The sequence below is a fragment of the Allobosea sp. GW823-FHT01F03 genome, from assembly GCF_058798075.1.
Genome location: NZ_CM179505.1, coordinates 3309860 through 3328043 on the forward strand (window position 1 = coordinate 3309860; position 18184 = coordinate 3328043).

General features: G+C 66.5%; 17 protein-coding genes. 2 read left to right on the top strand and 15 right to left on the bottom strand.

Going from position 1 to position 18184, the window contains the following annotated elements; all coding sequences use genetic code 11:
- Positions 1–181 precede the first annotated feature (181 nt).
- From lpxB to frr, 11 genes are all read right to left on the bottom strand, one after another.
- Entirely contained in the window at positions 182–1360 is a 1179-nt protein-coding gene (gene lpxB, locus AC3RCC_RS15865) for a lipid-A-disaccharide synthase (protein ID WP_492255869.1), read from the bottom strand.
- Complete coding sequence (locus AC3RCC_RS15870) at positions 1357–2226, bottom strand: LpxI family protein (RefSeq protein WP_492255870.1); 870 nt, start codon at positions 2224–2226, stop codon at positions 1357–1359. Before AC3RCC_RS15870 ends, lpxB begins: the two co-directional genes overlap by 4 nt.
- Complete coding sequence (lpxA, locus tag AC3RCC_RS15875) at positions 2223–3032, bottom strand: acyl-ACP--UDP-N-acetylglucosamine O-acyltransferase (RefSeq protein WP_291640533.1); 810 nt, start codon at positions 3030–3032, stop codon at positions 2223–2225. The genes AC3RCC_RS15870 and lpxA overlap by 4 nt, the downstream gene beginning before the upstream one ends.
- A 64-nt stretch (positions 3033–3096) precedes the next feature.
- On the bottom strand, positions 3097–3555 hold the full coding sequence (gene fabZ, locus AC3RCC_RS15880) for a 3-hydroxyacyl-ACP dehydratase FabZ (protein ID WP_291640535.1): 459 nt from the start codon (positions 3553–3555) through the stop codon (positions 3097–3099).
- Between the two features lie 89 nt (positions 3556–3644).
- A complete protein-coding gene (gene lpxD, locus AC3RCC_RS15885; protein WP_291645355.1) occupies positions 3645–4709 on the bottom strand; it encodes a UDP-3-O-(3-hydroxymyristoyl)glucosamine N-acyltransferase in 1065 nt (354 codons plus the stop codon).
- 45 nt (positions 4710–4754) lie between these two features.
- On the bottom strand, positions 4755–7283 hold the full coding sequence (gene bamA / locus AC3RCC_RS15890) for an outer membrane protein assembly factor BamA (protein WP_492255871.1): 2529 nt from the start codon (positions 7281–7283) through the stop codon (positions 4755–4757).
- 301 nt (positions 7284–7584) lie between these two features.
- The gene (rseP, locus tag AC3RCC_RS15895) at positions 7585–8733 is read right to left on the bottom strand and encodes an RIP metalloprotease RseP (RefSeq protein WP_492255872.1); all 1149 of its coding nucleotides are present in this window, start codon (positions 8731–8733) and stop codon (positions 7585–7587) included.
- 23 nt (positions 8734–8756) lie between these two features.
- Complete coding sequence (dxr, locus tag AC3RCC_RS15900) at positions 8757–9938, bottom strand: 1-deoxy-D-xylulose-5-phosphate reductoisomerase (protein WP_492258792.1); 1182 nt, start codon at positions 9936–9938, stop codon at positions 8757–8759.
- A gap of 5 nt (positions 9939–9943) precedes the next feature.
- Complete coding sequence (locus tag AC3RCC_RS15905) at positions 9944–10771, bottom strand: phosphatidate cytidylyltransferase (RefSeq protein WP_492255873.1); 828 nt, start codon at positions 10769–10771, stop codon at positions 9944–9946.
- Positions 10768–11535, bottom strand: a complete 768-nt coding sequence (locus tag AC3RCC_RS15910) for an isoprenyl transferase (protein ID WP_492255874.1) — start codon at positions 11533–11535, stop codon at positions 10768–10770. Before AC3RCC_RS15910 ends, AC3RCC_RS15905 begins: the two co-directional genes overlap by 4 nt.
- Before the next feature lie 57 nt (positions 11536–11592).
- Positions 11593–12156, bottom strand: a complete 564-nt coding sequence (gene frr, locus AC3RCC_RS15915) for a ribosome recycling factor (protein ID WP_291642002.1) — start codon at positions 12154–12156, stop codon at positions 11593–11595.
- Positions 12157–12422: 266 nt separating this feature from the next.
- On the opposite strand from frr, the gene AC3RCC_RS15920 reads away from it, so the two are divergent.
- Positions 12423–12836, top strand: coding sequence for a VOC family protein (locus AC3RCC_RS15920; protein ID WP_492255875.1), 414 nt, complete (start codon positions 12423–12425; stop codon positions 12834–12836).
- A gap of 24 nt (positions 12837–12860) precedes the next feature.
- Here the strand turns inward: AC3RCC_RS15920 and pyrH are convergent, their stop codons facing one another.
- From pyrH to AC3RCC_RS15935, 3 genes are all read right to left on the bottom strand, one after another.
- A complete protein-coding gene (pyrH, locus tag AC3RCC_RS15925; protein WP_291641997.1) occupies positions 12861–13568 on the bottom strand; it encodes a UMP kinase in 708 nt (235 codons plus the stop codon).
- A 107-nt stretch (positions 13569–13675) separates the two neighbouring features.
- Positions 13676–14599, bottom strand: coding sequence for a translation elongation factor Ts (tsf, locus tag AC3RCC_RS15930; RefSeq protein WP_492255876.1), 924 nt, complete (start codon positions 14597–14599; stop codon positions 13676–13678).
- A 167-nt stretch (positions 14600–14766) separates the two neighbouring features.
- A complete protein-coding gene (locus tag AC3RCC_RS15935; RefSeq protein ID WP_291641993.1) occupies positions 14767–15771 on the bottom strand; it encodes a 30S ribosomal protein S2 in 1005 nt (334 codons plus the stop codon).
- Between the two features lie 476 nt (positions 15772–16247).
- Here AC3RCC_RS15935 and AC3RCC_RS15940 point away from each other — a divergent pair, with 476 nt between their 5' ends.
- Complete coding sequence (locus AC3RCC_RS15940) at positions 16248–17414, top strand: GGDEF domain-containing protein (RefSeq protein ID WP_492255877.1); 1167 nt, start codon at positions 16248–16250, stop codon at positions 17412–17414.
- Between the two features lie 54 nt (positions 17415–17468).
- Here the strand turns inward: AC3RCC_RS15940 and pncA are convergent, their stop codons facing one another.
- Positions 17469–18158: a bifunctional nicotinamidase/pyrazinamidase gene (gene pncA, locus AC3RCC_RS15945; protein ID WP_492255878.1), complete on the bottom strand. Its 690-nt coding sequence runs from the start codon at positions 18156–18158 to the stop codon at positions 17469–17471.
- Positions 18159–18184: the final 26 nt, after the last annotated feature.

The window sequence follows — 18184 nt, forward strand, 5'->3', positions numbered from 1 at the left end:
TTGCAGGGCGTGAAAGCTGTCCTTCTCCTTGCACGCGAAGCTTTGCGGAGAACAAGGCAGCAAGAAGAGACGGAGCGGCGATAGAGCTCAGGCCGGCGATTCCGGGCACGATGATGGCCGTCGCGGCAGTGGGCTTGACCGCCGCGGACTGCCGATCCGCGGCGAATTCGGCGATCCCGCGCTACGATGCCGGCTGCTGCCGCAGCAGCGCCAGCGCCGCATCGACGGCATTGGCGGCCGGGCTCGGGCCGGCGCTGCGCATCCTGTGCTCGAGCGCGGCGAAACCGTCGAGCTGGCGGTCGCGCGCCGCACCGTCGCCGATCACCGCGGTGAGAGCCAGGGCCAGCGCGTCCGGCGTCACATCGTCCTGGATGAACTCGGGAACGACGTTCTCGCCGAGAATGAGGTTCGGCAGGATGACCGTCGGCAGCTTGATCAGGCGGCGGGCCAGCGCCGCCTCCCAGCCGGCACCACGATAGGCGGCGACGGTCGGCACCTGCGCCAGGGCGAGCTCGAGCGTCACCGTTCCGGAGGCGGCGAGTGCCGCGCGCGCCTGACGGAAGGCCGCGAGCTTGGCCGCCTCCCCCGTCACGATCTCGGGTTTCACGGGCCAGCTTGCGACGATCCCGGTAATGGCTTCGACCAGACGCGGCACGGCCGGCAAGACGAAGCGTGCCCGCGGCAATGCCCGGGCGATGCGCGCGATCGTCTCGCCGAAGGCGGGCATGAGGTGGCGGATCTCGGAGCCACGGCTGCCCGGCAGGACGAGGATAAGCGGCGCCTGCGCGTCGGCCCGAACCCTGGCCTCATCCGGCCCAGGGCGCAGTTCCGCGAGCCGCTCGATCAGCGGATGCCCGACATAGACGGTGTCTGGTCCGCCGAGACGCGCAAGCGCCTCCGGCTCGAAGGGCAGGAGCGCCAGGATCCTGTCGACATGCGGGCGCATGCGCCGCGCCCGGCCCTGGCGCCAGGCCCAGACGCTCGGGCAGACCCAGTGCGCGATCGGCACGGCAGGATTGAGCCGGCGCAGCTTCTTGTCGACGCGCAGGCTGAAGTCAGGCGCGTCGATCGTCAGCATCAGATCGGGCGCGAAGGCGGCAGCAGCCTGCGCCGCGTCAGAGATGCGACGCAGCAGCAATGGCAGGCGGGCAACGACCGGGCCGAAGCCCATCACCGCGATGTCCTCCTGGGGGAAGATGCTCGCCAAGCCTTCCGCCGCCAGAACCTCGCCTCCGACGCCGCGCAGCTCGAGCGGGCGCCCTGCAAGGCGGTGGCGAAGCTGCTGCACGAAACGCGCACCGAGCGCGTCGCCAGAGGCCTCGCCAGCGACGACGAAAAGCCGGAAGGGCGGCGTGCTCAAGGCACGCCCTCGATGAAGATGCCCACGGCATCGGCGCTCGCGGCCAGACGGGCACGATCGCCGACGAGCACACCTCCGGCCTTCACCGCAATTCCGGCGAGGCCGATCTCGGCGAGCCGCGCGACGGTCTCGGGGCCGATCGCGGGCATGTCGACGCGCAGATCCTGGCCGAGCTTCGGCGCCTTGACGAGGACACCATCGCCCTTTGCCAGCTTGAGGCGCCCTGCCCTCACCAGTCCGGCGACACGCTCGAGCATGGCATCGGTTCCCTCGGCCGCCTCGACCGCGATCACGCGATGATCGGCGAGGACCGCGCCCTGGCCGATATCGAAGGGCGACAATGCCGCCAGCAGGTCGAAGCCGCGTAGCAAGGCGCTGCGGGCAATTGGTGTCGGGACGATCCGCCCGAGAGCGCCGAGCGGCGCGACGATCTCCGGGGCCATCTCCGCCGGGCTCCCGACCCGGAACCCCTGCCCCTCGAAGAAACTCACGACCCCCCGAAGCAGATGGTCATCGCCGCCCTGGAAGGCGCGCGCGAAATGCGGCAGGTATTTCAGGGTCGAGAGCTCTGGCGCCAGCGCACCGAAACTCGGTCGCGGCAACGCCCCGACCATCACGATATCGGTGACGTTGCGGCGCTTGAGCGCACCGAGCAGGCGGCCGAGCTGGCCGAGCCGGTATTCCTGCGCTTCGCAGCCGGGAAAATCGGCGATGTTCGCCGCGCCCGAAAGCGCCGCGACATAGACCTCCGCCCCAGCCGCGAGCGCGTTGCGGGCGACATGGGGCGGGTATTCGCCGCTACCGGCCAGGATGGCCAGGCGCAGCCCGGCCCGTCTACCCGCCGTTTCGGCCGAGCCCGGGGTCACCGGTCCGGTGCGTTGACGTCGTGCGGCACGCAGATCGCCCGCTCGCCGCCGCTGCGGATGAAATCGAGGATCTCGTGGATCAACGGATGCGAGGCGAACTCGCCGGCGACGTCCTCAACCCGCTCCGACAAGGTGCCCTCATCGGCAAACAGCAGGCGATAGGCGCGGCGCAGCTCATGGATCTGCTCGCGCGAGAAACCGCGACGCTTCAGGCCGACCAGGTTGAGACCGGCCAGATGGGCCGGGTTGTCGCGCACCATGCCGAAGGGGATGACGTCATGCATCACCCCGGCGCCGCCGCCGATGAAGGCATGGTCGCCGACCCGGATGAACTGATGCAGGCCGGTGCCGCCGCTGACGATGACGAAATCGCCGACCGTGACGTGCCCGGCGCACATCACATTGTTCGAGAAGATGACGTTGCTGCCGATGATCGAGTCATGGCCGACATGCGAATTGGCCAGGAAGAGGCCGCGATCGCCTATCACGGTCTTCATGCCACCGCCCTCGGTGCCGGGGTTCATCGTGACACCCTCGCGGATCACGCAATCGGCGCCGATAGTTAAGGTCGATGGCTCACCCTTGTACTTCAGATCCTGCGGCGGATGGCCGATCGAGGCGAAGGGATAGACCTTGGTGCGGGCGCCGATGCTGGTGACGCCCGCAACCGCGACATGGCTGATCAGCTCGACCCCGTCTTCGAGCGTGACCTGCGGGCCGACGGTGCAGAACGGGCCGACGATGACGCCCTCGCCCAGCCGTGCAGCGGGGTCGACGACCGACATCGGGTGGATCGTGGCACTCATGTAAAGGGACCTGTGAACTTGGGTTCGGTCGAAAGCGGCGGCGCGGATCAGACTGCGTCGCGTCTCACATCACCATGGCGGAGAGTTCGGCCTCGGCGACGAGCACACCGTCGACCTTGGCCTCGCCGCGATAGAACCAGATATTGCGCTTGCGCGCGATCTTGGTGAGGTGGAAGCGCAGGCTGTCGCCGGGAACGACGGGCTTGCGGAACTTGACCTTGTCGATCGTGGTGAAAAGCACGGTCGAGACCGCAGCCTCGTCCTCGCCGCGCGAGCTGACCACCAGCACACCTGCGGTCTGGGCCATGGCCTCGATCATCAGCACGCCCGGAAAGACGGGACGGCCGGGAAAATGGCCAGTGAACTGAGGCTCGTTGACGGTGACGTTCTTGATGCCGATGCCGGAAGCATCGCCATCCATCTCGATGACACGGTCGACCAGCAGAAAAGGATAGCGATGCGGAATGCAGGCCATGATCTTCTGGATATCGGCCACGCCGAGCGATTTCGCCGCTTCCGTCATCGTGTTACTTCTCCCCAAGCGCCTACGGGCCGTGCCCCGGTCGCTCATTCTGTGCCATGAAAGCTGCACTGCCGGAAGCCGGCCGCAGATCAATCGCTTTCGCCGCTGCCCGTCGTCTTGCCACGTTTGGCGACGAGCTGCTTGAGCAGCGCCGATTCCCGCGCCCAGCTCAAAGCCGGCTGGGCCGGATAGCCGCCATAGCGCGCGCCGCGCGGAACATCGCCCGCGACGCCACTCTGAGCCGCCACCTGCGCGCCCATGCCGACGGTCAGATGGCCGGCAAGACCGACCTGCCCGCCCAGCACGACGAAATCCTCCAGCGTGCTCGAGCCGGCGATGCCGACCTGCGAGACGATGACGCAATGGCGGCCGATGACGCAGTTGTGGCCGATCTGGACGAGGTTATCGATCTTGGTGCCTTCGCCGATCACGGTGTCGCGGCTGGCGCCACGGTCGATGCAGCTGTTGGCGCCGATCTCGACATCATCCTGGATGATGACCCGGCCAACCTGCGGCACCTTCATGTGCCCCTTCGGACTCATGGCGAAGCCGAAACCGTCCTGGCCGATCCGTGCCCCGGGATGAATGATGACGCGGTTGCCGACGAGCGCGCATTGCAGGCTGCTACCGGCACCGATGCTGCAATCCCGGCCGATCCGGACCTGCGCCCCGATCACCGCGTGAGGGCCGATGATACTGCCGGCACCGATCTCGGCACCAGGCCCGATCACGGCGCCGGGATCGACGGTGACATTGGCCTCCAGCCGCGCCGTGGCATGCACGAATGCACCCGGCGCGACTCCGGCGGCGCCGAACATCGAGCCCGGCCGCAGCGCCTGCGGATGGAAGGTCGCGAGCAGCCTGGCGAAGGCGTGATAGGGCGCCGGCGTCACCAAGGCTACGGTGCCGGCCGGCACGCGATCGGCGAAGCGCGGCGAGACGAAGCAGATCCCGGCCGAGGTGCTGGCGAGCGCCGCGACATATTTCGGGTTGTCCATATAGGCGGCATCGCTGGCGCCGGCCGTCTCGAGCGGGGCCGCCCCCTCGATGCGTCGCGCCGGGTCGGCCCCTTCGGGCAGGTTGACGCCGCAAAGCGAAGCGACCTCGTTGAAGGACAACGAGGTCGCCACGGGAAAGAAACTGGGATCTGCCATGAGATGGTCCGTCGCAGGGCGCGCGAGGCGCCCTGCCGGGGGATGTCAGAAGCGGGCGCCGCCGGAGAAGCGGAAGGCCTGCAGACGGTCGCCACCATATTTGCCGGAGATGCCGGTGATGGGGTTGGTGCCCCACTGGCCGTCATCCTTCGACAAGGCGTAGGCGTAGTCGAAGCGGATCGGACCCAGCGGCGACTGCCAGAGCAAGCTGACGCCGACCGAGGAGCGGATCACGTTCTTGTCGCGCACGCAGGCCACGTTGTTCTGATAGGCCGAGTTGGTCACGACGTTGAACTGCCGCGCCTCGGATCCGTTCGGGCAACCGAGGAAGCCCGGGTTGGTGATCCCCTTCGAGCCGCCATCATAATCGAACAGCGTACCCGCATCGGCAAAGACCGCGCCCTTCAGGCCAAGATCACGCGGCAGGCCGAAGATCGGGAACTGCACCTCGAGCGAGCCACCGAAATAGGTGGTGCCGCCGAGCGCGTTGGCCGTCGGGTCGTTGAGCACGTCGCGCGGACCGATGCCCGACGGCGCAAAGCCGCGCACCAGCGACGGACCGAGGAAGTAGTGGTCCATCATGCGCAGATTGTCGCCGGTCGCCTGGACGTGACCGCCCTGGACACGCACGATACCGACGAAGTCCTCGAGGAACTCCTTGTAGTAGCGCGCATCGGCGCTGACGCGGAGGAACTTCGAGTCGCCGCCGACACCGGCGAATTCCGGCTTGATCTCGGCCACGAAGCCGTTGCGCGGGCTCTGATAGTTGTCGAGCGAGTTATAGTTGAAGTTGAGGCCGACCAGAGAGGTCAGGGTCGTGCCGGCGGCTTCCTTCACCGCGATCGACGCTTCGCCATTGGTCAAGCAGTTATAGATGTTGTTGGCCGTCGGGCCGCTCGGCGTACCGGGCGTGATCCCGTCGATCGGATAGGTACAGTCGTTGTAGGGACGGCTGGCCGTGTTCGGAATCTTGATCTCGGTCGTATAGATCGAGTAGCGCGGCGTGATCGAGAACTCCTCCGTGATCGGGAAGGAGAAGCGCACCTGCCCGCCCGTCACACGGCTCTCGAAACGGCCGATATTGTAGTTGTCGTTGAACTTCGAGAACAGATCGAAGCCCGCCGCGATGCGGCGGCCGAGGAAATAGGGCTCGGTGAACGAGAAATCGATGCCCTGCGTCCGCTGGCCCATGGTGCCGGCGATACGGACATACTGGCCACGGCCGAGGAAGTTCGATTCCGACAGCGAGACCTCGCCGATCATGCCGTCCGAGGTCGAATAGCCGCCGGCGATCGAGAACGAGCCGGTCGCCTTGTCCTCGACGTCGATGTTGACGACCACGCGATCGGGCGCGCTGCCCGGCTCGTTGGTGATACGGACCTTGTTGAAGAAGCCGAGATTGTTGAGACGACGCTCGGCGCGGTCGATGAAGACCTTGTTGTAGGCGTCGCCTTCGCCGAGATCGAGCTCGCGGCGCACGACATAGTCGCGGGTCCGGGTGTTGCCGCGCACGTTGATCCGCTCGACATAGACGCGCGGACCTTCTTCGACGACATAGGTGATGCCGATCAGCTGGCCGTTGGCATCCCGCTCGCCACGCGGACGAACCTGGGCAAAGGCGTAACCGCGGCGCGAAACCTCGGTCGTCAGGTTGACCAGCGAACGCTCGACCGCCTCGGCATTGTAGGTATCGCCGGACGAGGTGCTGACCAGCCGCTGCAGCGCAGCCGGATCGACGTCACGCAGATGGGAATCCACCGAGACGTTGCCGACGCGGTACTGCTGCCCCTCGTCGACGGTGATGTCGATCACCCAGCCGCCCTTGGCGTCGTCGAAGCGCGCATCGTTCGCCACGATCCTGAAATCGGCATAGCCGTTCTTCAGGTAGTAGCGGCGGATCAATTCGAGGTCGGCGGCGACCCGGTCCGGATCATAAACGTCCGAAGTCTTGATGAAGCTGAGGAAATTGGATTCCGTCGAGGTCATCAGATTGCGCAGGCGCGACGACGAATACACGCCGTTGCCGGAGAAATTGATCTCCTTGATGCCGGTCTTGCCGCTCTCGACGATGGTGAAAACGACGTCCGAACGGCCGTTCGGCAGCGGCTGGATGCGGCCGGAAATGGTCGCGGAGCCATAGCCGGCACGACGGTAGACTTCCTTGAGGCGCTCGACGTCGGCGTCGATCAGCGCCTGGCTCATCGGGCCATTGGCCTTGGACTGGACCTGGCCGAGCAGGACATCGCTCTTCAGGCGACGGTTACCCTCGAAGGCGACGCGGTTGATCGAGTCGTTTTCCTGGACGGAGACGACGGTCTGCGAGCCGCGGCGGCTGACCTGAACATTGGAGAAGAGTCCGGTGGAGAGGAGATTCTGACGAATCTCCGCCGGGTTCCCGGAACCCTGCGCGGTCACGTAGGAGCGGATCGTCTCCGCATCGACGCGCCTGTTTCCTTGGACAATCACGGCCTGCGCAAACACCACGCCACCGCTTACGGCCAGCATAAAGGCCGAAAGTCCGACTGATCGAGAGAGCCGCATTCTCAAGGACCGGCTCTGAAGCGTCGACGTCATCGGGTCGCCTATTCCATTCTTGGGTCACCCACCCCCGCAAGGGGACCCCCGCGAACAACGGGAGCGAGGCGACATTGAAGACCAAACGCTTCTACAAAGTTTCCCGCGGGACGCAAACCAGCATTGTCGTTAACAAAGTGTTTTTACGCCGTTCGTTGCCGTCAGGTCACGCGCAGCCCCCGGGAAAATCGGGCCCCACGACCGGAAACGGCTAGAAAATGCCATAATCCGGCGCGGCAGCGTGGCAGGGATATCACAACCGGAAAGGTCGGATTCGGCGCGTTCCGTTAACGGCCGCCGCTCAGAGCAGCGAGCGGACGTGGACGAGGTCGTTCCAGGTCACGAACAGCATCAGCATCAGCACCAGGCCGAGGCCGACCCGGAAGCCGATCTCCTGCGCCCTTTCGCTCAAAGGCCGGCCGCGTGCGGCCTCGACCGCGTAGAACATCAGATGGCCGCCATCCAACATCGGCACCGGAAACAGGTTCATCAATCCGATCGAGACCGAGAGAATCGCGGCCAGGTTGATCAGGGCGAGCAGGCCACCGCTCGATGCGACCATTCCGGAAACCTGGGCGATCCGGATCGGTCCGGAAAGCTGGTCGGTCGACTCCTTACCCTTGATGAGCTTGGCGATGTAGTCATAGGTCCGCTCGACCACGAACCAGGTTTCGCTCACCCCGAGCCTCAGCGATTCAAGCAGAGTGAAATGCTGCGTGGTCCAGTCGCCCGGCTTCGACGAAGCCTGCACGCCGATGATGCCGAGGCGCTGCTTGCCCAAGGCCGAGGCGGTCTCGACGAGATCAGGCGTCACGGTCAGGAGCATGGTCGCCCCGTCCCGCTCGAGGGTCAGAGGCAATGACTCGCCCGGGCGGATGGAAATCAGGCGCTGCAGGTCAGCGAAGCTTTTGATCTCGCGATCGTCCACCTTCCGGATGAGGTCGCCGGCCTTGATTCCGGCGCGCTCCGCCGCTCCGCCCGGCGTGATGACATCGACGCGCGGCGCCAGCACGGGCTTGCCGAAGCTGTAGGCGGTACCGGCGAAGATCGCGATCGCCAGCAGGAAATTCGCGATCGGTCCGGCGGCGACGATCGCCGTGCGCTCGCCGACCGACTGCGCCGGGAAGGAGCGCGCGCGCTCCTCGGGGCTCATGCTGGCCACCGCCTCGCCATCCGGCGCGCTCGAGGCATCGGCATCGCCCGAGAACTTGACGTAGCCGCCGAGCGGGATCAGCGCGAAGCGCCAGCGCGTGCCATGGCGGTCATTGAAGCCGAAGAGCTCCCTCCCGAAGCCGATCGAGAAGGTCTTGACGTCGACGCCACACCAGCGACCGACCAGGAAATGGCCGAGCTCATGGACGAACACGACGATGGTCAGGACGAACAGGAAGGGCACGAGGTAGCCGAGCAGAAAGCCCCCCGCGTGCCAGACCGATCCCAGAATATCCATAAAACTCTCCCGACTTGCCGTCATTAGGTGACAGCGAAGCGGCCCTCCGACAAGAGCGCCCGCGCCCGGATTCTGGCTTCTTGGTCAATATCGAGCGCGGCGGCGACGCTCTCCGGAGCCGCGCACCGCGCACCGCCGGCGTGCTCGCAGACGGCTTCGACCAAGGCCGGAATCGCCCAGAACGGAAGCTGCCGCGCCAGAAACGCCGCCACCGCGACCTCGTTCGCAGCGTTCAGAACCGCCGGCGCGGCGCCGCCTTGCGCCAAGGCTGCCATGGCGAGAGCAAGCGCGGGAAAGCGGGCGAGATCAGGGCGTTCGAAGGCAAGCGGTGCACAGTTCGCGAGATCGAGAAAGCGATCTGCGGGCGCATGGAGCCGGTCGTCGACACCGAGACAATGGGCCGCGGCGACGCGCATGTCGGGAATGGCCATGCCGGCGCTCACCGAGCCATCGCGGAAGTTCACCAGCCCGTGCACGATCTGCTGCGGGTGGACCAGGACATCGACCTGATCGGCGCCGAGCCCGAACAGGAAGCGGGCCTCGATCAGTTCGAGCCCCTTGTTCATCATGCTGGCGGAATCGATCGTGATCTTGGCGCCCATCGCATAATTCGGATGAGCGAGCGCCTGCTCCGGGGTCGCTGCCGCGATCCGCTCGGCCGACCAGGTCCGGAAAGGCCCACCCGACGCGGTCAGGGTCATCGAGCGGACAGCCGATATCGGTTCATCGCCGAGCACCTGAAACAGGGCGTTGTGCTCGGAATCGAGCGGCAGGATCCGCGCTCCGAGCCTGGACGCCTGCGCCATCACCGCCGCGCCCGCGCAGACCAGGCTCTCCTTGTTGGCCAGCGCCACCAGGCGTCCGGGCAGAAGCGAGGCGAAGGTCGCCTCGAGGCCGGCTGCTCCCGAGATCGCGCTGACGACGATATCGCTATCGAGCGCGACCGCATCGAGCACCGCCGAGCGCCCCGCGCCATGGCGGATGCCGCTGCCGGCGAGCGCATCGCGCAGTTCCCCGGCCCGGCTCTCATCGGCGATGGCGGCGAAGCTTGCGCCGCTTTCGCGCGCGACCCGGGCAAGACCGGCGACGTCGCGGCCGGAGACCACCCCGGCAACAGCAAGACGTTCCGGATTCTCGGCGATGACCTCGCGGGCCGAACGGCCGACGGAGCCGGTCGCTCCGAGAATGGTGACGTGACGGCGCATGGCGATCAGTGCCCCAGGCGGGCCAGATAAAGCAGCATGCCCGCGAAGACCAGCACCGCCCAATAGCCGTCGAGGCGGTCGAGGAACCCACCATGACCCGGGATCAGCCGGCTCGAATCCTTGGTACCGAAGCGCCGCTTGATCGCCGATTCGAACAGGTCGCCGGCCTGGCTGACGACAGAAGCGGCCAGCGAAATCGCCAGAACGACGCCGAAGCCCAGACCGGCCGTCGCCGGCATCAAAGCCCACACCGCCATGCCTCCGGCCGTGCCGGCTAGCGCGCCGCCGAGCGCACCCGACCAGGTCTTCTTCGGACTGACGCTGGGCATCAATTTCGGGCCGCCAAGGGCCCGGCCGGTGAAATAGGCGGCGATATCGGTGAACCAGACCACGGCGAAGGTCCAGCCGATCAGGAACAGCCCGATTTCCGGCACCTGGCGCAGCGCCGGCGTCACCAGGGCAAAGCACAGCGCATAGGCGACGCCGCAGGCCTCCAGCGCACGCCGATCCTCGACGCGCGTGGTCGTGACCGCCCCGGCAAACGCCAGCACCGCCGAGACGCCCGCCAGGGCCGGATCGCTCAGCGGCGCGAAGCCGAGCGCGAAACCGGCGAGCACCACGCCGACGCCGCCGGCGATCGGATTGCGCGCACCGACGATGGCAAGCCATTCATAGGCGATCACGCCGGCGACCAGCACCCAGACGAGGCGAAAGACCGGCCCGCCCAGCAGCGTCACCGACAAGACGATGGCGGCCAGCACCAGCGCGGACAGTACGCGCAGGCGCAGCTCGGACGCGACGCCCTTCACGGTGTCGCCGGAGCGCTCACTCACGCGACCCCCACATTGCAGGCGGTCGGCTCGGTGACGCCACCGAAGCGACGTTCACGGCGGTGGAACTCGGCCACGGCCTCCTCGAGGGCCTTGCGGTCGAAATCCGGCCAGAGCACCGGGGTGAAGACGAACTCGGCATAGGCCGCCTGCCAGAGCAGAAAATTCGAGATGCGCGTCTCGCCGGACGTCCTGATCACCAGATCCGGCTCGGGCAAGCCGGCGGTGTCGAGCCTGGCGGCCAGCATGTCCTCGTCGATCGCTTGCGGGTCCAGCCGGCCGGCGGCGGCATCGGCGGCGAGCGCGCGGGCGGCGCGGGCAAGCTCGTCGCGTGAGCCGTAGTTGAAGGCGACCACCAGGGTCAGCCCCTGATTGCCGGCGGTCATGCTCTCGGCACGCTCGATCAGCAGGCGCAGATCCGGCGCGAGATCGGCCCGGCTGCCGATGATGCGGACACGTACGCCGGCCTCATGCAGCTCGGCGAGATCGTTCTCGACGAAGCGGCGAAGCAGGCCGAGCAGGAAGGACACCTCCGCCTTCGGCCTGCGCCAATTCTCGGTCGAGAACGAATAGAGGGTGAGGACCCGGATCCCGAGATCGCCGGCATTGCGGACGGTGCGCCGCAAGGCCTCGAGCCCGCGGCGGTGGCCTTCCTGCCGCGGCAGGCCACGCATCTGCGCCCAGCGCCCATTGCCGTCCATGATGATCGCGACATGGGCCGGGGCTGATTCGATGCCGGGCGATAGCGGGCGCGGGCCGTCTGACATTCCTATGCCTCTTCGGGCCGTGCCCGTCCGTCGATGATTGCCGCCCTGCGCCGAAACTCAGACCTGCAGGATTTCCTTTTCCTTCGACGCCAGCGCCTGATCGATCTCGCCGATATGCTTGTCGGTCGCCTTCTGCACCTGGTCGGACTGGCGCGTCACGTCGTCCTTGGGCAGGTGACCGTCCTTTTCGAGCTTCTTGAGCAGATCGATTCCGTCGCGGCGGACATGGCGGACGGCGATCTTGGCCTCTTCGGCATATTTATGCGCGACCTTGACCATCTCCTTGCGGCGCTGCTCGTTCAATTCAGGGATGCGGATGCGCAACACCTGTCCTTCCGTCTGCGGGTTGAGCCCGAGATCGGATTCCCGGATCGCCTTCTCCACCGCCTGGACCATACTGCGATCCCAGACCTGCACGGAAAGCAGGCGCGCCTCCGGCACGCTGACGGTGGCGAGCTGGCTCAGCGGCGTACGCGCGCCGTAAGCCTCGACCGTGATCGGATCGAGCACATTGGCCGAAGCGCGACCGGTGCGCAGCGAAGCGAGATCGCTCTTGAAGGACTGGACGGCGCCGTCCATGCGGCGGTTCAGATCGGCGAGATCGAAAGTGGTTTGGGCCATCGTCTTCAAAAACCTTGTCGAAACCCGGCAAAGGACCGAACCGGAAATGCGCGCGACCATGGCGAGCGGCTCGCACAGGGTCAAGGATTTCGTGCCTCGGCGGCATCTTGCCGGAGCAAACTGGACAGGAGCCTCGCCAAGGCCGGTACTGCACCCGCCCGCGAAGCCTTGCGGCGGCAAGCAAGCCGCCCTTTGCTTCATAGCCGATCTGGACAGCAGCGCTAGTCCATCGGCCCTTTTGTCGCGAACCACCGAGGAGCGAGCCCGTGCCCCGCCTCAGCCGCATCATCGAAACCGCGCTCTATGTCGACGACCTCGGACGCGCCCGTGACTTCTATGAAGGCAAGCTCGGCCTGGCACCGATGCTCGAGACGGGCACCTTGTGCGCCTATGACGTCGGCGGCCAAAGCGTGCTGCTGCTGTTCCTGCGCGGCCAGTCGCTCAGAACGCAATCCTCCGCCGGGGGAAGCATCCCGCCGCATGACGGGCACGGCCCCCTGCATATCTGCTTCGCTGTAGAGGTCACCGAACTCGCCCTCTGGGACGAGCGACTGCAGCAGCAGGGGATTGCGATCGAAGGGCGGATGAGCTGGGAGCGCGGTGGCAAGAGCCTCTATTTCCGCGATCCCGACGGCCATATGCTCGAGCTGGCGACGCCCGGCCTGTGGCCGAACTACTGAGGCGCGCTCGCTATATCTGCGCGATCAGGGGGTGACGTAGGTCGCCCTGCCCTCACCGCGCAGCACCGCGGCCAGCATGCCGGGCTCGGCGATCGAGAAGACGACGATGGTCAGCCCGGCATCGCGGGCGAGCGCGAAGGCGGCGGTGTCCATCACCTTCAGGTCGCGCGTGATCGCCTCGACATGGGTCAGCCGATCGAAGCGCACGGCATTCGGATCCGTCTTCGGATCGGCGGTGTAGACGCCGTCGACCTGCGTCGCCTTCAGCAGATGGCTGCAATCGAGCTCGGCCGCGCGCAGCGCCGCGCCGGTATCGGTGGTGAAATAGGGATTTCCGGTACCGCCGCCGAGAATCACGACCTTGCCATTGCTGAGATGGTCGAGCGCCCGCTTGCGCGCATAGCTCTCGCAAAGCGAGGGCATCGGCACCGCCGACATGGCGCGGGCCGGCGCGCCGGCCGTCTCGATCGCATGTTCGAGCGCGAGCGCGTTCATCACCGTACCGAGCATGCCGATCGAGTCGGCGCTGGTGCGGTCGAGGCCCTTGTTCAGCCCCTGGACGCCGCGGAAGAAATTGCCGCCGCCGACGACGATGCCGATCTCGACACCTTCGCGCGCCGCAGCCGAGATATCCGCCGCCAGCGCGGTCAGCGTCGCGCCGTCGAGGCCATTTCCGGTCGCGCCGGCCAGGGCTTCGCCCGAGAGCTTCACAAGCACGCGTTTAGGTCTCATCGGGGCTCTCCGTTTCGTGCTGCCACTCTCGGATTCGGAGCGATCTCAGCTTCTTGCAAAAAAGGCCGCGCAAGGCGCGGCCTTTCTGTTCTCTATCAACCGGGTTTTCAGCCGGCGGTGCCGCCGGCGGCGGCGACCTCGGCCGCGAAGTCCTGCTCTTCCTTCTCGATGCCCTCGCCGAGCGCGAAACGCGCGAAGCCGGTGATCTTGATCGGACCGCCGACCTTGCCCTCGGCCTCCTTGAGCGCCTGGGCGACCGACTTGGAGCCGTCATGGATATAGGCCTGCTCGAGCAGGCAGTATTCCTTGGCGTAGCTCTTCATGCCGCTCTCGACGATCTTGGCGAGGACGTGCTCGGGCTTGCCGGCGTTCTTCTCGGCCAGGATGCCCTTCTCGCGCTCCAGCACGGCGGGGTCGACCGAGGCGAGGTCGAGCGCGACCGGGTTGCTGGCGGCGATGTGCATGGCGACCTGGCGGCCGAGCGCGGCAAGATCGTCGCCCTGGCCCGAAGTTTCCAGACCGACGATGACGCCGATCTTGCCGAGACCGTCGGTGACCGCGCCATGGACATAGGAACCGATGGTGCCGGCCGAAACCGAGACCTGAGCGACACGGCGCAGCGTCATGTTCTCGCCGATGGTGGCGATGGCGTTGGCGATCGCGTCGGCGACCGTGCCGCCGCCCGGATAGTGATGGCCGGCCAGTGCCTCGACATCGCCGCCGCGCTCGAGCGCGACATCGGCGATGGTGCGGGCCAGCGCCTGGAATTCGAGGTTGCGGGCGACGAAGTCGGTCTCCGAGTTGACCTCGACCACGACGCCGCTGGTGCCGCGCACGACGACGGCGACGAGACCCTCGGCGGCAACGCGGCCGGCCTTCTTGGCGGCCTTGGACAGGCCCTTGGCGCGCAGCCAGTCGATGGCGGCTTCCATATTGCCGTCGGTGGCCGAGAGCGCGGCCTTGCAGTCCATCATGCCCGCGCCCGTCTTGTCGCGGAGTTCCTTCACCATGCCGGCGGTGATCGCAGCCATTTGCGTCGTCCTTGCTGTCTTGGCGGCGTCGCCCGATGGCGTGCCGCAATTCTGGTTCTGGTTCCGATCGGCAAACGCCGACGCTCCGTTTCCGGCCGCCGGCGCTGCTTCGGCTCTAGTCAGTGTGGAAGTGCGACGCGCCGATGACGCGCCGCCATCCCGAAAAATCAGGCGTCCGCGAGATCGCGCGCCTGGGCAACCCAGCCCTGGCTCTCGATGCGGCCGGCGAGCTTCAGATCGTGATCGACCTTGCTGACATCGGCCGGGCTCATGGCAGCGAGCTGCCAGAAGTGGAAGATGCCGCCATCATTGAGCTTCTGCACGATCTCCGGGCCCATGCCCGAGAGCTTCATGAAATCGTCCGGAGCGCCGCGCGGCGCGGTCAGCAGCTCGAAAGCCGGGGCGGCGTCGACGGCCGAATCGGCGAGAGCGGTCTCGACGATCGGAGCCTCGGCGGCGCCGAGGTCGATGCCGTGGTCGCCCGAGGCGCGCGAGATGCCGTCGATGGCCGAACGGGCGATCAGGTCGCAATAGAGCTGGATGGCGCGGCCGGCGTCGTCATTGGCCGGAACCGGGAAGGTGATGCCGTCCGGATCGGAGTTCGAATCGACGATGGCGGCGACCGGGATGCCGAGGCGCTGAGCCTCCTTGATCGCCAGCTGCTCCTTGTTGGTGTCGATCACGAAGATCATGTCGGGCGTGCCGCCCATGTCCTTGATGCCGCCGAGCGCCTTCTCGAGCTTGTCACGCTCGCGAGCCAGCATCAGGCGCTCCTTCTTGGTCAGACCGGTGCCGCTGCCGTTCAGCAGCTCGTCGACCTTGCGCAGGCGCTGGATCGAGGCCGAAATGGTCTTCCAGTTGGTCAGCATGCCGCCGAGCCAGCGGGAGTTGACATAGTACTGGGCCGAACGCTTGGCGGCGTCGGCAATGGCGTCCTGGGCCTGGCGCTTGGTGCCGACGAAAAGCACGCGACCACCACGCGCGACAGTGTCGCTGACCGCCTGGAGGGCGCGCGAGAGCATCGGCACCGACTGCGACAGGTCGAGAATGTGGATGTTGTTGCGCGTCCCGTAGATATAGGGCGACATCTTCGGGTTCCAGCGGTGAGCCTGGTGGCCGAAGTGAGCGCCGGCCTCGAGCAGCTGGCGCATGGAGAAATCGGGCAGAGCCATGGTGTCTTGTCCTTCCGGTTGAGCCTCTGGGGAGCGAATGAGCCGGCCATGGGCTGGCCGGTCACCGGAACGCCTCGGATGCCGAGGTGATGCTCCCCATGTGGAATGGCCTGCGCCTTACAGCGGACTCCGCGCAATTGCAAGGCGCAGCCAAGCCGGAACGGCTCGGTCGACATCTAAAAAGAGACAGAAACAAGGGGCTCAGCCGACCGTTTACAGGAAGCCGGACGATAAACTGAACAATAAACGCGCTCTATCAATATATTGATATTATTGATTTTATTTATAAACGGATTAAAGCTCGACAATGATCGACCGCGCCATTGTCCGCAGGCGGGCTGCCGCGCGCTCATCGGGCGGCAGCGAGAGCACCACCGGACTGCCCCGGCGGATTGCTGTTCGCTGACGCCGCGTGAACCAAGGATTCACTCGGCTAGGCTAGGGAGTCCGCAGGCAGCAGAGATGGACCTGGACGCGTGGTTCTAGACCTGAGGACGATTTATCTGGCAGGCGCGATCACCTGCACTCTCCTTGGTTTCGTGCAACTGCTCGCCTTCGCCACCGGGCGCTTCGAGCGCTGGCCGCTCTGGTGGGGCTTGAGCAATCTGCTGGTCGGAATCGGCGTGGTCGGGATCGCGCTGCGCGGCTCGCTTCCAGATCCGGTCTCGATCCCACTCGCGAATCTCACCAGCTGGACCGGCTATCTGCTGACGCTCTACAGCATCAGGGATTTCGCGAGGCGCCCGCCCCGCCTGCCAGTCTATTTCGGCGCCGTCGCGGTCGCCGGGATCCTGCTGCTGCTTTGGAGCGGGCCGGAAGGCTTTGCCAATCGCGTCATCCTGATGTCGGTACTCGCGGCCTGCTGCGACGCGGCCGTGGTGCGAGAAGGCCTCAATCTGTTGCGGCGCGAGCGGCTGATCTCCGGTGCGATCCTCGTCGGCCTGTTTGCGCCGACGGTGCCGGTCTTTGCCCTCAATGGCTATCTTGCCGCTTCCGGCCAGCTCGGCCCCGAACTCTTCACGCCCAACGCCGCACAGCCTTGGCTGGCGGTCACCGGCACCGCCTTCCTGCTGCTGCGCGGCTGTGCCCTCCTGCTGCTGGTCACCGAGCGCCATCGCAACGCTCTCGTCTCGCTCGCGCAGCAGGACGCACTGACCGGCACCCTGAATCGAAACGGGCTGGAGCATTCGATCGAGGAACTGACGGCGGAGGCAGCCAAGCGGCCGCACAGATTCGCGGTCCTGCTCATCGATATCGACCATTTCAAGCGGCTCAACGACACCCATGGCCACGCCGCAGGCGACCAGATCCTGCTGATCTTCGCCGATGCAGCGCGCAGCGAACTGCGGGCGAGCGATATTCTGGCGCGGCATGGCGGCGATGAATTCGTCGTCGTGCTCCCGCATCTGACCGCGGCCGAGGCGATCGGCGTCGCCAATCGCATCCGCGACGCCTTCGACCGGGCCCTGAAGGCCTGGGGCAAGGCCAGGGTGAAGCCGACGCTCAGCATCGGCATCGCCGAAGGAAACGCAGCGGAGAATCGCCTGCAGGCTCTGCTGGAGCAGGCCGACGAAGCGCTCTATCGCTCCAAACGCCTCGGCCGCGACCGGGCCGAGCTCCACCCGGCGACGGCTTGGCGCTGAAGGCGGAACCGCAGCTAGATCGCCGCGCGTCCGTTCGGCCGCCGTTACGGTGATCTAGCTTTTTGTTATCGCATCGGAGTTTTCCGAAAAGTGGAGTCCACTTTTCGGTCCGATGCTATAGGCGGCGATCTCCGCCATGGACGCGCGCCGGATGCCGAGTGCTGTCATTGCCGCCCAGGCGCGCGCCAGCGAGCCTTCGAGGTCGATTGCGCGGCACGCCTCCTCGACGACGATCGCTTCGAAGCCGCCTCGGACCGCATCCTGCGCCGTCCAGTTGACGCAGAAATCCGTGGCGAGCCCGGCGATGACGACACGGCCGACGCCGCGCTCGCGGAGATAGCCGGCGAGGCCGGTCGGCGTGCGGCCATCGGCCTCGACGAAACCGGAATAGCTGTCCACCGCATGGTGAAAACCCTTGCGGATCACGGCCTGTGCGGCGCTCAGTTCAAGTGCCGGATGAAAGTCGGCGCCGTCCTGCCCCTGCACACAATGATCCGGCCAGAGCACCTGCGGACCATAGGGCATCTCGACCTCCTCGAAGGGCGCGCGCCCCGGATGGCTGGAGGCAAACGAGGCGTGGCCGGCCGGGTGCCAGTCCTGGGTGAGGACGACCGTCGAGAAACGGGCGGCGAGCGCATTGATGAGCGGCACGATCTCGTCGGCCCCGGGCACTGCGAGGCTGCCGCCAGCGCAGAAATCGTTCTGGACATCGACGACGACGAGCGCCGTCCCGGCATCGATCACTGAATTCTCCCTCCGGTCGCGCGCCG

Bases quoted from the DNA above. Each gene is read 5' to 3' on its own strand.
- lpxA (WP_291640533.1), bottom strand. From the start codon at position 3,032: ATGAGTGCCACGATCCACCCGATGTCGGTCGTCGACCCCGCTGCACGG.
- fabZ (WP_291640535.1), bottom strand. From the start codon at position 3,555: ATGACGGAAGCGGCGAAATCGCTCGGCGTGGCCGATATCCAGAAGATC.
- lpxD (WP_291645355.1), bottom strand. From the start codon at position 4,709: ATGGCAGATCCCAGTTTCTTTCCCGTGGCGACCTCGTTGTCCTTCAAC.
- bamA (WP_492255871.1), bottom strand. From the start codon at position 7,283: ATGACGTCGACGCTTCAGAGCCGGTCCTTGAGAATGCGGCTCTCTCGA.
- rseP (WP_492255872.1), bottom strand. From the start codon at position 8,733: ATGGATATTCTGGGATCGGTCTGGCACGCGGGGGGCTTTCTGCTCGGC.
- dxr (WP_492258792.1), bottom strand. From the start codon at position 9,938: ATGCGCCGTCACGTCACCATTCTCGGAGCGACCGGCTCCGTCGGCCGT.
- AC3RCC_RS15910 (WP_492255874.1), bottom strand. From the start codon at position 11,535: ATGTCAGACGGCCCGCGCCCGCTATCGCCCGGCATCGAATCAGCCCCG.
- frr (WP_291642002.1), bottom strand. From the start codon at position 12,156: ATGGCCCAAACCACTTTCGATCTCGCCGATCTGAACCGCCGCATGGAC.
- pyrH (WP_291641997.1), bottom strand. From the start codon at position 13,568: ATGAGACCTAAACGCGTGCTTGTGAAGCTCTCGGGCGAAGCCCTGGCC.
- tsf (WP_492255876.1), bottom strand. From the start codon at position 14,599: ATGGCTGCGATCACCGCCGGCATGGTGAAGGAACTCCGCGACAAGACG.
- AC3RCC_RS15935 (WP_291641993.1), bottom strand. From the start codon at position 15,771: ATGGCTCTGCCCGATTTCTCCATGCGCCAGCTGCTCGAGGCCGGCGCT.